This is a genomic window from Runella sp. R0.1_18 (assembly GCF_057652155.1).
This window is the reverse complement of sequence record NZ_JBYFCK010000002.1, coordinates 331,365-343,706: the sequence shown is the minus strand read 5'-3', so window position 1 is coordinate 343,706 and position 12,342 is coordinate 331,365. Positions and strand designations below refer to the sequence as shown.

Genomic DNA, 12,342 nt, shown 5'->3' with positions numbered 1-12,342 from the left:
ATAACAATCAAAATGAAAGTAGCAGTAATTGGAGCCACTGGATTTGTGGGAAAAAACATTGCCAACGAATTGGCGAACAGGGGAATAGAAGTAACAGGTATTTCCCGAAAAGAACAGTCATCTGAGCACCCTAATTTTACCTATTTGGCGATTGATGCCACTGATACAACAGCTTTGGCTTCGGCGCTGGAAGGGTATGATGTGGTCGTCAATGCGTTTAGCCCAGGTTGGACAAACCCTACTATTTACGAAGATTTTATTGAGGGGTCTAAAGCAATCCAAGAAGGCGTAAAGCAATCGGGGGTAAAACGTTTCATCAGCATCGGTGGTGCAGGAAGCTTGTATTTACCAAACGGTACTCAGCTGGTAGATACTTTCCCACAAGATAATCCTTTTGTACCTGGCGCTAAAGCGGCAAGAGATTATTATCATATACTGAAAGAAGAAACAGAACTAGACTGGGCGTTTTTTAGTCCAGCGATGGATATGCACCAAGGCATTACAGTCGGAAGAACTGGAAAATACCGTTTAGGGACTGATTATCCTGTGATGGATGAAAATGGTAAAAATGTTCTCTCCGTAGAAGATTTAGCCGTTGTTATTGCCGATGAAGTCGAAAATCCTAAGCATCACCAGATGCGATTCACGGCAGCGTATTGATATTTTGCAAGCCATGCTTTATCCAAGAGAGGTTATTTCTTTCGCTTTAGGCTTTAGCTAAAGTAGCATCCAAGCCACTGGCATCAGAGCCACCTGCGGTAGCGAAGAAAGGTTGGCCGCCACCGCCTTTTACGCTGAATTCAAAGCTGTAAGATCAACACTGCTATAACCCCATGCCTTTAGGCTGGGGATAGGAATAAACATAGCAACGCTGGGGCTTCAGCCCTGAATTTTGGAATATAGATGCGAGAAATTCAGGGCTAAAGCCCTAGAGTATGATTTTGTTTACAGGCCCCAGCCTAAAGGCATGGGGTTTGAGGATAACGGGTATTTGAAGATTATTGAAATGCTTTTGGTGGGTTAAAAAGGTTGTTTATCAATGAGTAAACTGATATTACACCAAACAAAAACGCCCCCGCCCTCATTCATCCGAACAAGAGCAGGGGCGTGCTATGATTGAGAATCGTTACAAAATCCCTTTCGCCTTAGCTAAAGCAGCGTCCAAGCCACTGGCATCAGAGCCACCTGCGGTAGCGAAGAAAGGTTGGCCGCCACCGCCGCCTTTTACCTCTTTGGCAAGCTCTTTCACGATGTTTCCTGCGTGTTTACCTTGGGCTACTAAGTCGTCGGAAAGCATTACGGCCAATTGTGGTTTGCCGCCCAATACCGTTCCTAAAACGATAAAGAATGGCGCTTGTGATTGTTCTTTCAACTGATACACAAGCGATTTTAAGGCGTCAGCGTTCGGTACTTCCACGCGAGCGACGAGGCTAGAAATGCCATTCTCAGAGGTAACTTGGGTCAACAGGGCATCTTTTACTTGCGCCAACTTCTCGTTTTCGAGGGCTTCGATGCGTTTTTGTAAAGCAGCTTTTTCGGCCAAAAGACCTTCAACGGCTTTGACAACGTCTTTTTGCCCCTTGAACATATCACGAAGGGTATTCGTAATGCGTAATTCGTCGTTCAACAGTTCGAGTGCTTTTTCGCCCGTTACTGCTTCTACCCGACGAACCCCTGCCGATACCGAACCTTCTGAGATAAACTTAAAGAGCGCAATTTCGCCCGTAGCAGGCACGTGCGTACCCCCGCAAAGCTCGACTGAGAAATTGGGGTCAAACTCTACGACGCGGACAAAATCACCGTATTTTTCTCCAAACGTTGCCGTTGCACCCATTTTGATGGCGTCATCAATCGGAATATTGACGTGGGTTTTAAGGGCCACGTTTTCGCGGATTTTGGCATTGACAATGTTTTCAATTTGCGAAAGTTCTTCGTCGGTTACTTTGGCAAAGTGCGAAAAGTCAAAACGCGTGACTTCGTCGTTTTGGTACGAACCTTTCTGAACGATGTGCGTACCCAACACGCGGCGCATCGCAGCCAACATCAAGTGCGTAGCCGTGTGGTTCCGCATGATATTCTGACGACGGTGAGCGTCCACTTTAGCGATGAGTGATGAGTGAGGAGCGATGAGTAGTTCATCTAAATTCTTATCGCGAGAAATGTGAATGAATAAATCATTCTCCTTTTTGGTATCAACGATATTTATCACTTTTCTCTCATCGCTTATCACTTCTAGCGTGCCCGTATCTCCTACCTGTCCTCCCATTTCGGCGTAGAAAGGTGTGCGGTCGAGTACGATGTGGTATTCTTCGCCCGCTTTGGTTTTTACTTTGCGGTATTTGATAAGTTGGGCGGTTGCTTCGAGGGTGTCATAGCCCAAGAACTCAAAGTCGCCCCCCTCACTGATTTCTACCCAGTCGGTGGCTTCTTTGGCAGCGTCTTGGCGGCTGCGGTTTTTTTGTTCGGCCAACGCCTTTTCGTAGCCCGCTTCGTCGATTTTATAGCCTTTTTCCTTCGCCAAAAGTGCTGTCAAATCCACAGGGAAACCGTACGTATCTGAGAGTTCAAATACGATGTTTCCATCAATGACTCCTCCCGTTGGGCTAAGCGACTCGAAGCGCTTGATTCCCAATTCTAAGGTGCGCAAGAAGCTCTTCTCTTCTTCCAACACCACGCGTGTCACAAACTCTTCTTGCGATTTGAGTTCTGGGAATACGTTTTTGAATTGTTCGGCCAAAACAGGTACTAATTGACACATAAAAGGCTCCGTAAAGCCCAAATACGAGTAGCCGTAGCGAATGGCGCGGCGCAAAATGCGGCGAATCACGTAGCCTGCTTTGGCATTGGACGGAAGTTGCCCGTCGGCAATGGCAAAACTCACCGCCCGAAGGTGGTCAGCGATGACGCGCATGGCGATGTCGGTATAATCGCTGGTGTTGAGGGTTCCACTTACGCCGTATTTTTTGCCGCACATTTTTTCAATTACCTGAATGGTATTTTGAAAAATATCGGTGTCATAGTTCGACTGTTTTCCTTGAATGGCCATGCAAAGGCGCTCGAAGCCCATGCCTGTATCAACGTGTTTGGCAGGAAGCGTAATCAACGACCCGTCGGCCTTGCGCTCAAACTGCATAAATACGTTGTTCCAAATTTCGACTACTTGCGGGTGGTCGGCGTTGACGAGTTCCTTGCCAGGCTTCGCATCCACTTCGGCTTGGTCGCGGAGGTCAATGTGAATTTCAGAACACGGGCCGCAAGGACCTACGTCGCCCATTTCCCAGAAATTATCTTTTTTATTTCCTAAAATGATTCGCTCTTCGCCACCTAAAATGGCCTTCCAAATGTCCCACGCTTCTTGGTCAAAGGGCACGCCGTCTTTTTCGTCGCCTTTGAATACCGACACGTAGATGCGGTCTTTGGGAAGCTTATAAATGCCAGTGAGCAATTCCCACGACCACTCCAATGCTTCTTTTTTAAAGTAATCCCCAAACGACCAGTTGCCGAGCATTTCAAACATCGTGTGGTGGTAGGTGTCAAAACCTACGTCTTCCAAGTCGTTGTGTTTTCCACTCACGCGCAAGCACTTTTGGGTATCGGCGATACGCTTGCTCGGCGGAGTGCCGTTGCCCAAGAAAAAGTCTTTGAACTGCGCCATGCCCGAGTTGTTAAACATGAGCGTGGGGTCGTTTTTGGCAACAAGCGGTGCCGACGGCACAATAAGGTGTCCTTTACTCTTAAAAAAGTCTAAAAAAGCTTGGCGGATTTCGTGAGAAGTCATCTTCGATTTACGGTTTATAGTCAATAGTCCACAGTCGATAGTCCATTGTTTACAGCGATTACATTCGTTTTTTGGAATATCAACCTTAGCTGTGAATTGGGCTGCAAAATTACAGAAAAATGCCGTAGCTTTCAGATTGTGCTTTGATTTTGATTAACTTGCGTAAAAGACACACAACTGTTTCTGTTCAACGTACTACTTCTTGCCATGAAAAAACTGCTATTTATTCCCCTGGTGTTTGGTGTGCATGTGCTTTGGGCACAGCAACTGCAATTGAAAGTTCCTTCTAAACAATTACCCCCGATTAAGCAGGTAACTCCTGTGCCCATGTTTCGCTATTCCAGCGATTCAACGGTAGCCTACTCACGGGTGGACAATATGCCTGTGCTCATCGCGCAGTCTGACGATGCCATGCCCAATGCGATGCCCATTACTCCCCAAGGAGAGGAGAGCAAGTACCGCTATCGAATGCCCAATCCATTGAAGAAAAATGTGCTACCTCAAAAGCCAAAATAGGGGTTACTAATCTATTATCTGGGCGATGAAAAAAACGTCAAATCGGGTAGGTGGAGGTATTTTTGCGGCCATCGGGGTTGTGATGATGATTGGGGCGTGGATGTTGTTTCAAAACGACCAAAAATTTGTGAAAGAGGCGGTCTCGGCCACGGGGACAGTTGTGGAGTCGGTGTATGTAAAATCGAGAAAAGGAAAAGGGAGCTACTATCCCGTTGTCGAATTTCAGACGGCGGACGGCAAGCGCATGACGTTTCGGTCGGATACGGGCAGGGGCCGCCCCGCTTACGAAAACGGAGAACAAGTGAGTATTTTATACGAAAAACAAAACCCTGCGAATGCTAAAATCGCAGGGTTCTGGGAACTATGGGGACTAGCGGCTGTTTTGGCCGTATTTGGGCTTATTTTTATGGGAGTAGGTTTGAAAATTAGCAGGAGTTAAGCTAAACTTCAGTTCTCTTAGGCCACATTTTCTAAGTCACGATAATTTACGACCATTCGAGAGTGTGGATAAATAAGTTCAGACTCCAGTACAGGTATTACGTCTATGGTTTGTCCTTCATTGTCGAAAAACTCCACAATGTACCCTTCTGGGGTTGAATCAGTAGATGAAATGTATTCAACAACCGTTCCCACATCCCCCTTACAAAAACCCATTTGTGGCAAGTCATGGGCTAATAAAACAGTCGAAAATAATTGAAATTTCATTTTAAACGAGCCTCCCTCTACTCATAAACAAACTCTCCAAACTCACTCTGAACCGTTACTTTTTTGCCTTCGTTGGCTTCCACATAGCCGATGATTTGAGCCTGAATGCCAAACGATTGTGCAATTTCAATAACGCGTTGGGCGTGTTCCGACGAAAGATATACTTCAAGGCGGTGGCCCATGTTAAACACTTTGTACATTTCCTGCCAACTTGTTCCGCTTTCGGCTTGAATCAACTTGAAAAGCGGCGGAATGGGGAAAAGGTTATTTTTGACAACGTGCAAATGATCAATAAAATGGAGCACCTTCGTCTGCGCACCACCACTGCAATGTACCATGCCATGAATCTGCGGGCGAAGTTCGTCCAACAACGTTTTGGCAAACGGAGCATAGGTACGCGTAGGCGAAAGAATCAATTGACCGACGTTAACAGGCGTATTTTCGACGGCATCCGTGAGGCGTTTTGAACCACTATATACAAGGGCACTGTGGACTTCTGGGTCGAAACTTTCGGGGTATTTTGATGCCAAGTAAGAATCTAACACATCATGACGCGCCGACGTAAGTCCGTTGCTTCCCATGCCTCCGTTGTAGGTAGTTTCGTATGAAGCCTGTCCAAATGACGCCAGCCCTACAATCACGTCTCCCGCTTGGATGTTGTCATTTGAAATCACTTCCGAACGTTTCATACGCGCTATCACCGTACTGTTGACCGTGATGGTACGTACCAAATCGCCGACATCGGCCGTTTCGCCACCTGTGCTGTAAATCTCAACGCCGTGATTGCGAAGCATTTCCAACACCTCCTCCGTGCCGTTGATGATTTCGGCAATCACTTCCCCAGGAATTTTGTTTTTGTTACGGTCAATGCTCGACGAAATGAGCATCGGCCCCGTTGCTCCTACGCAAATGAGGTCGTCGGTATTCATCACAATCGAGTCTTGCGCAATGCCACGCCACACCGACAAATCACCTGTTTCTTTCCAATACAAATACGCCAGCGAGGTTTTAGTACCTGCTCCGTCGGCGTGCATAATGGTGCAGTATTCGGGGTCACCTGCCAAAATATCAGGGACGATTTTACAGAAAGCTTTGGGGAAGAGTCCTTTATCGAGCTTAGCAATGGCGCGGTGTACGTCTTCTTTTGAGGCCGACACCCCACGTTGTAGGTAACGTTCTGTCATGGAGTTGAAAAACAAAATGAGGCGCAAAGTTACCAACTTTACACCTCATTTTCTAACCCTAACGGGCTTTTGAGCTTGCGGAAAGTTTTTTATACTTTCGGGAGTTGCCAACCATTATTGTAATGCGCCTTTATCAGGGCATTGGCTTCTAGGTCGTTTTTAAACGCTCCCGTTGTCGAATCCCAATACACTTTGCGGCCTGTTTTGTAAGCGATGTTCCCCATGTGGGCGTTGATTGCAGCCACACTTCCCGTTTCGATACCACATTTCAACAATTTAGGATTGTTGTCTTTGATGGCTTGTACAAAGTTTTTGGTATGCTCATTGAGGTAATCTCCGTTGCGCGCTTGGTCAGGAATATCCTCAATTTTGTACAACTTGATCCCATTTTTGGTTTGGGTTTCGGGGTGCAGCGACCAGCCACCACGGTGCAGTACAAGTGTGCCGTTGTTTCCGATAAATGCAATCCCTTCGGTGAGGCCATAGTTACCGCCGTCGATGCCTGTCGCGTGTTCCCAAAGCATGTTAAAGCCCTGGTATTCATACACAGTTTGGAGCGTATCGGGGGTTTCAGAAGCGTCGTCGGGATAAGCCAATTTGCCGCCCGAAGCCATGACCGATTTAGGCGCTTTAGCATTCATGGCATACAGGGCAATGTCGATTTCGTGGACGCCCCAGTCTGTCATCAACCCTCCCGCGTAGTCCCAAAACCAGCGAAAATTAAAATGAAAACGATTAGGGTTAAAAGGACGTTTTTTGGCGGGTCCAAGCCACATGTCGTAATCTACGCCTGCGGGTGGCGCACTGTCGGGCTTAACGGGGACGGGTTCCATCCAGCCTTGGTACGCCCATACTTTTACGAGACGAATGTTTCCGAGTTTTCCCGAACGAACGTACTCAATCGCCTTTTCGTAGTGGGAGCCGCTTCGTTGCCACTGCCCGATTTGGACAATTTTACCCGCCCGTTTGGCCGCAGCGAGCATGATATTACATTCTTCAATCGAATTAGCCAGCGGTTTCTCGCAATAAACGTGTTTGCCCGCCGCCAATGAATCGGTCAACGCCAAGCAGTGCCAATGGTCGGGAGTGCCTACAATCACCGCGTCGATGTCTTTGTTTTCGAGCATTTTGCGGTAATCCTTGTACAACTGAGGGCGATTTCCCCGCGCGGTTTGTACATCAGCCGCCCGCTGATCGAGAACACTCTGATCGACATCGGCCAAGGCCACGCACTCGACCTCACTCATTTGCAGGTGTGAGCGTAAATCAGACCACCCCATGCCCTTGCATCCAATCACACCAAGTTGCAATTTGTCGTTGGCAGAGACGCGTTTTCGTTGGCTTGCCAGTAATTCGAGGGGGGTAAAAGAGAATAAACTAGCTCCAGTAGCCACCGAAGCCGAACGAATGAAATCTCTGCGGGACGTTTGCATAGGGGGTGTGTGTTTTTTTAGAAAAAAGGAGATAAAATAGATAATCTAATCTTAGCTACTTATATTTACCATCAAACGATTAAGATATGTCAGTAATCGAACTAAAAACAGAACTTCACAAACTCATAGAGCAAGTAGAAGACGAAAAAACACTACTTGATTGGTTAAATTTATTATCCAATCAAGTAGTAAAAGGTGATTTTTTTGAGGGGCTTTCTGGTGTTCAAATTCAATCAATCCAACGTGGCCTGAATGACTTATCAGAAGGACGGGTATCTTCTCACGAAGATGTTAGAAATCGAATGAACAGGAAAGTAGTTTGAATTTCGCGTTTCATAGTCACGAAAGTCCTGCCCTAACTTTTACAAAACAGCTATTTCTCACCCAGTATTTTTTATTCTGAATGTTTGCCATTTGTTAACAGATAAATACACTTCTAAGCTTCAGATGCTTGGTAGAAGATTTGGATTGATGAACGAAGTTCATATTAAGTTTCCTGGCTTATCTGTGTTCCTTATTTCGCACCAAACATTCTTTATTTATGTAAAGTTGCTGATATACAGGCAATTAAAAAAACAAGCATACGTTCCTTAAAAGCTTTTATAGTTTCTTAAAGGCGTATTTGGCATTCTTATCTCTTTGTTTAGCACTTAATCGAACTAAGATTTTTTCCGTTTCTATAAACTGGTTTAAGTAAAGTCTGACATTCTTCTCATGAATCCCTGTGACATCTACCAATTCATTGATAGTAGCCTGGTTATGATAAAAAAGATATTGTAAAATCTTTTTCTGAGTGTCATTATAAGAAAACCAATTATTCTGAATGGTTTTAAGAATTGAGTCTGAAATTGTTTTGGTGTGTTTACTAATTTTATTTCGAAGCGTTAAATATACATTCCCGTTTTTCTCAACATATTCTGGTATTGAAAGCATAGATTTTTCCATTGACTGATATATTCTAGAAACGCCTTCGTTTAATTGTCTTACAAATCCCATATCCTCCAAAGCTCTGGCGATTCTTGGATTTCTTGAAAACCTTTCTGTTCTGATGTTCTCTACATTTACTTGGGCTGGTAAGGGGCCACTGTTAGAAATCTCTAGCCTATCGTCAAAATGTTTGACATAAATGGCATTTCCCTGCACATTGTATGAACGATGGCATAAGGCGTTTACAACAGCCTCTAGCCATGCTTCCTCTGGATATTCAGGCACTTTATTAAAACGACCTGTTTCTAAATCTAAAAAGAAATAATCTTTTAAGGTTGCTTTTAGAAATTTCTTTACAGAATCAATAATCCAGGGGATATTATTTTCAAATCGCTCATCCTTCACCACATTATGTTCGGTACCAACCTGTGCTTCTAAACCCTCATATCTAATATAACGAAGCGATGCAGAGGTTATATATTTTTCAGGATCTTTGGCAAACAGTAACACGCCCGCCTTTTTAATCTTATATTGTCCTTCTTTTTGTATTGCTAAGTGTCTTTTGACAAGTAAATCCAAGATATCTCCAGGATAATTAAGTTTTTCTTTGTACCTGTTCAAGAGCTTTACATCAAGATCATCAAAGTCGAATTCTGCCTCTATTTCATCTTCAAATTTTCTAATTTGCTTGTCATACTCCAAACTTCGGACAGCATCCCTGTCTAGCTGCTTATTTCGGTCATCAATCCTCAGGAAAATTTGTTCATTATCTTTACGCTTAAAAATACGCTCAACGTCTTGATCTACATGATATAGAAAAATCAGATTACCTTCTATTTCAACTTCTTCGAGCTTAATGTTCCCATGCGGTTCTATATGGTCAACAAACAGATTTCTGTAGTCACTGAGTTTTTCTTCTAATACCTTTAAGTTCTGAATGGAACCATCATTAGATACTCCAAAAGCCAAAACACCGCCATCTGCATTGAGCATCCCAATCAGTTCATTTGCTATTTTGGTGGGATTTATATCTTTTTCACCTAAACCTTTACGCTCAAAGTATTGGTTTTCTCTCTTATTTTGAAGAAAGTCTAGTGTAATTTGTGTATTGAACTTTGAAACAGCCTTCATTTATTACTTTTCTCCATCAGTTTTATTAACTTTCAATAGATGCTATCACTAATACACTCAACTTCTACTATTTGTTCAATGGCTAGTTAATTTCAAATACGAACTTAATCCAATATTAGTGCCCGATGTGGAACAAGTCGACATTATTTTTAGCTTGCATTCCATCTAGTTTTGCTAAAGTATATAAAAAATACTGCCATAAGATATTTAAGTATTATAGACTTGGCTATATCACTTTAAAATGCCTATTTTCTGGGAAGATACAATCGCCCTTATTGCAGTACTAGACACTCGTCAAAATCCTGACAAATTACCATTTTTTCTACTTCTTCACCTCCCCAATATGATATTCCTGAATCAACGGAGAACTTTCGGGCGTAAGCGTAAACGACACCCATAGCGTGGCCTTCTCCCCTTCGATAAGATAACGACCCCGAAGCTGATTTTCGGGAACAATTTCTTTCACGCTGATAATTTTACCCGCTTTGTTAAACAACCCCGTTGCTTCTTTTTTGAGGGCTTCCAACGAGTAATCCGCAAAGAAGTTTTCGGCAAAAAGGCCGCTGCTTTCCGCATTTTGCCAGTTAGGTAGCAGTTGAGTAAGCTGTTGCTGGCGTTGTTTCAAAACATCCGAAGCAGGCAATTGACGGGGTTTAAGTTGGGCACTTACGATGAGCGTGTCCAAAATTTGCAGGTTAATCGGGACGGTGGAGGCGTAAGTAACATTGGCAAAAGCCACTACGCCGATGCCATATTGAGGCAAAATGCGCCAGTTGCTACCAAAACCTGGGAGTCCTCCGCTGTGCCCTACGTACTCGCGTCCTTCGCAATCACGCATCCAGTTGAGCCCGTAGCAATAGGCGGAAACCGTAGCGCACGGACGCCCCGTCGCGTACTTGAACTGAGGGGAAAAGCCGCTGATGTTCCAAGGTTGGTGCATTTCGCGAATCGAACTCCGCTTGAGAGGACTAGCATCAGTATCGTTTTTGGGAGGCCAAGCCGCCAAGTGTAACGCCATATACTTGCTAAAATCGTCGATTGAAGTAATAAGCCCACCCATTGCGCCCCACGCGCCGTCGTGGAGGAGGGCTTCTTCTGTCCACTGTCCGTCGCGCCAACGGTAGCCGTGGGCTAGTTTATCGGCGGGTACTTCAGCATACTCCCATTTGGTATGCGTCATGCCCAGTGGTTTAAAAATAGACTCGTTGATAAACTGTTGGTAGGTTTTTCCCGAAACCTTTTGAATAATATAGCCCAAAAGCGTAATTCCTAAGTTGCTATATTCGTAAGCGACCCCTGGCGTATTTGAAAAAGCAATGGGGCTTTGAATCAGCTTCAATAACTCTTCATTGGTATCGGCCAACTGACGGTCGCCCCACGGGTTATCTTCGGGAAAACCTGCGGCGTGCGTCAGTAGATGGCGAATGGTAATGGCGGGCGCGTCAGCCGTAAGTAGTTTTGTGTTCCTCATTTCGGGGATATACTTATCCGCACGGTCGTCCAAATTGAGTTTACCCGCATCGCGCAATTGCAAAATGGCCATCGTCGTAAAACTCTTGCTCATGGACGCAATTCTGAAAAGCGATTGGGTGGTAGCGGGGATTTTTTTGCTAATGTCGGTGTAGCCCGTCGTGCCTGTATGAATCAGTTTTCCATCGACTACCACCCCGTACGTAAATCCTGGGAAATGATTTTTTTCGGCGTATTCTTTGTAAATTTTATCAATGGTAGGCAGCACCGCCTCAATTTTTTTCATCCGATCGGGGTCGGTGAACACAGGCGGCTTGTACGACTGCGCAGCGGCCTGGTGGCCAAAACAATAACTAATTAGGAGAAAGTAAAGAAAAGGTAGTTTTTTCACTGGTTTTCGTTGTTTGCGTTGGATAGACGTCGAAAATAGTGATAACCGCCGAAACTATGCTAGGCTTCTACCAATTTTTGTCGCTCAATGGTTAAATCTTATCATTATCAGCACACGGATTGAACAGATGTAACGGATTATTACGGATAAAGTAAGAAATTGGGCTTGAATCTATCCAATCTGTGTTTTCTGTGTGCTATTTGTAACGCTCATTCAATGAAACTTTATCTACTACAAATCTCCCTTTGGATAGCGTATGGATTCATACACAGCGCCTTAGCAAGTCCAAAGGTCAAACACATTTTTGAACAAAAACTAGGGAGACTTTTCCGCCACTATCGCTTGCTGTACAACGTACTGGCAGTTGGGCTATTGATAGGGCTGCTGTGGTACCAACGTTTACTCCCCAAAGAACGTCTCTGGGCCGCCGAGTGGTGGGTGGATGGACTTGCAATCACCTTATTTTGGATAGGTGCACTTATTGCTCTGAAAGCACTGCGAGGGTATGACTTACGCGAATTTTTGGGAATCTCGGTGCCTTCTTCATTGGCTACACCCAACGAATTTCGGACAGGTGGGCTGCTGCGTTATGTACGGCATCCGTTATATACGGGTACTATTTTGGCCGTATGGGGTCTTTTTTTGCACGAATCTACCCTCCAATCTCTGATTATGGCTATTTGTGTTACGGTCTATATTCGTATTGGCATTGTATATGAAGAACGAAAACTTGTGTGCGAGTTTGGAGACGCCTACGTGGAGTATCGCCGCCGAGTAGCGATGCTGTTTCCGAAATTATTTTAACCC

Annotated in this window: 11 protein-coding genes; 5 read left to right on the top strand and 6 right to left on the bottom strand. The window is 44.8% G+C overall.

Annotation, left to right across the window (positions count from 1 at the left end):
• Nucleotides 1–12 precede the first annotated feature (12 nt).
• Nucleotides 13–660, top strand: coding sequence for an NAD(P)-dependent oxidoreductase (locus AC23P2_RS04255; RefSeq protein ID WP_487772047.1), 648 nt, complete (start codon nt 13–15; stop codon nt 658–660).
• A gap of 466 nt (nt 661–1,126) precedes the next feature.
• Here AC23P2_RS04255 and alaS read toward each other — a convergent pair whose 3' ends face one another.
• Nucleotides 1,127–3,778 carry an alanine--tRNA ligase gene (alaS, locus tag AC23P2_RS04250; protein WP_487772046.1) on the bottom strand — a complete coding sequence of 884 codons (2,652 nt, stop codon included), beginning with the start codon at nt 3,776–3,778 and terminating at the stop codon, nt 1,127–1,129.
• A 207-nt stretch (nt 3,779–3,985) separates the two neighbouring features.
• Between alaS and AC23P2_RS04245 the strand changes: the two genes are divergently transcribed.
• Nucleotides 3,986–4,294 (top strand): hypothetical protein, encoded by a 309-nt coding sequence (locus AC23P2_RS04245; RefSeq protein ID WP_487772045.1) that lies wholly within the window; start codon nt 3,986–3,988, stop codon nt 4,292–4,294.
• A gap of 25 nt (nt 4,295–4,319) precedes the next feature.
• Nucleotides 4,320–4,733: a DUF3592 domain-containing protein gene (locus AC23P2_RS04240; RefSeq protein ID WP_487772044.1), complete on the top strand. Its 414-nt coding sequence runs from the start codon at nt 4,320–4,322 to the stop codon at nt 4,731–4,733.
• A 17-nt stretch (nt 4,734–4,750) separates the two neighbouring features.
• On the opposite strand, the gene AC23P2_RS04235 is transcribed toward AC23P2_RS04240, so the two are convergent.
• The 3 genes from AC23P2_RS04235 to AC23P2_RS04225 all read right to left on the bottom strand — a co-directional run bounded on the left by AC23P2_RS04235 (nt 4,751) and on the right by AC23P2_RS04225 (nt 7,616).
• Nucleotides 4,751–4,999, bottom strand: coding sequence for a DUF4926 domain-containing protein (locus tag AC23P2_RS04235; protein ID WP_028525809.1), 249 nt, complete (start codon nt 4,997–4,999; stop codon nt 4,751–4,753).
• Nucleotides 5,000–5,016: 17 nt separating this feature from the next.
• Complete coding sequence (locus tag AC23P2_RS04230) at nt 5,017–6,183, bottom strand: AIR synthase related protein (RefSeq protein ID WP_487772043.1); 1,167 nt, start codon at nt 6,181–6,183, stop codon at nt 5,017–5,019.
• An 89-nt stretch (nt 6,184–6,272) separates the two neighbouring features.
• Nucleotides 6,273–7,616, bottom strand: coding sequence for a Gfo/Idh/MocA family protein (locus tag AC23P2_RS04225; RefSeq protein WP_487772042.1), 1,344 nt, complete (start codon nt 7,614–7,616; stop codon nt 6,273–6,275).
• An 86-nt stretch (nt 7,617–7,702) separates the two neighbouring features.
• Between AC23P2_RS04225 and AC23P2_RS04220 the strand changes: the two genes are divergently transcribed.
• Entirely contained in the window at nt 7,703–7,939 is a 237-nt protein-coding gene (locus tag AC23P2_RS04220) for a hypothetical protein (RefSeq protein ID WP_487772041.1), read from the top strand.
• 277 nt (nt 7,940–8,216) lie between these two features.
• Here AC23P2_RS04220 and AC23P2_RS04215 read toward each other — a convergent pair whose 3' ends face one another.
• Together AC23P2_RS04215 and AC23P2_RS04210 are read right to left on the bottom strand one after the other, a co-directional pair.
• On the bottom strand, nt 8,217–9,674 hold the full coding sequence (locus AC23P2_RS04215) for an ATP-binding protein (protein ID WP_487772040.1): 1,458 nt from the start codon (nt 9,672–9,674) through the stop codon (nt 8,217–8,219).
• 322 nt (nt 9,675–9,996) lie between these two features.
• A complete protein-coding gene (locus tag AC23P2_RS04210; protein ID WP_487772039.1) occupies nt 9,997–11,535 on the bottom strand; it encodes a serine hydrolase domain-containing protein in 1,539 nt (512 codons plus the stop codon).
• 216 nt (nt 11,536–11,751) lie between these two features.
• Between AC23P2_RS04210 and AC23P2_RS04205 the strand changes: the two genes are divergently transcribed.
• Nucleotides 11,752–12,339 (top strand): methyltransferase family protein, encoded by a 588-nt coding sequence (locus AC23P2_RS04205; RefSeq protein ID WP_487772038.1) that lies wholly within the window; start codon nt 11,752–11,754, stop codon nt 12,337–12,339.
• Nucleotides 12,340–12,342: the final 3 nt, after the last annotated feature.

Bases quoted from the DNA above. Each gene is read 5' to 3' on its own strand.
- AC23P2_RS04225 (WP_487772042.1), bottom strand. From the start codon at position 7,616: ATGCAAACGTCCCGCAGAGATTTCATTCGTTCGGCTTCGGTGGCTACT.
- AC23P2_RS04220 (WP_487772041.1), top strand. From the start codon at position 7,703: ATGTCAGTAATCGAACTAAAAACAGAACTTCACAAACTCATAGAGCAA.
- AC23P2_RS04230 (WP_487772043.1), bottom strand. From the start codon at position 6,183: ATGACAGAACGTTACCTACAACGTGGGGTGTCGGCCTCAAAAGAAGAC.
- AC23P2_RS04255 (WP_487772047.1), top strand. From the start codon at position 13: ATGAAAGTAGCAGTAATTGGAGCCACTGGATTTGTGGGAAAAAACATT.
- AC23P2_RS04240 (WP_487772044.1), top strand. From the start codon at position 4,320: ATGAAAAAAACGTCAAATCGGGTAGGTGGAGGTATTTTTGCGGCCATC.
- AC23P2_RS04235 (WP_028525809.1), bottom strand. From the start codon at position 4,999: ATGAAATTTCAATTATTTTCGACTGTTTTATTAGCCCATGACTTGCCA.
- alaS (WP_487772046.1), bottom strand. From the start codon at position 3,778: ATGACTTCTCACGAAATCCGCCAAGCTTTTTTAGACTTTTTTAAGAGT.
- AC23P2_RS04215 (WP_487772040.1), bottom strand. From the start codon at position 9,674: ATGAAGGCTGTTTCAAAGTTCAATACACAAATTACACTAGACTTTCTT.
- AC23P2_RS04205 (WP_487772038.1), top strand. From the start codon at position 11,752: ATGAAACTTTATCTACTACAAATCTCCCTTTGGATAGCGTATGGATTC.
- AC23P2_RS04245 (WP_487772045.1), top strand. From the start codon at position 3,986: ATGAAAAAACTGCTATTTATTCCCCTGGTGTTTGGTGTGCATGTGCTT.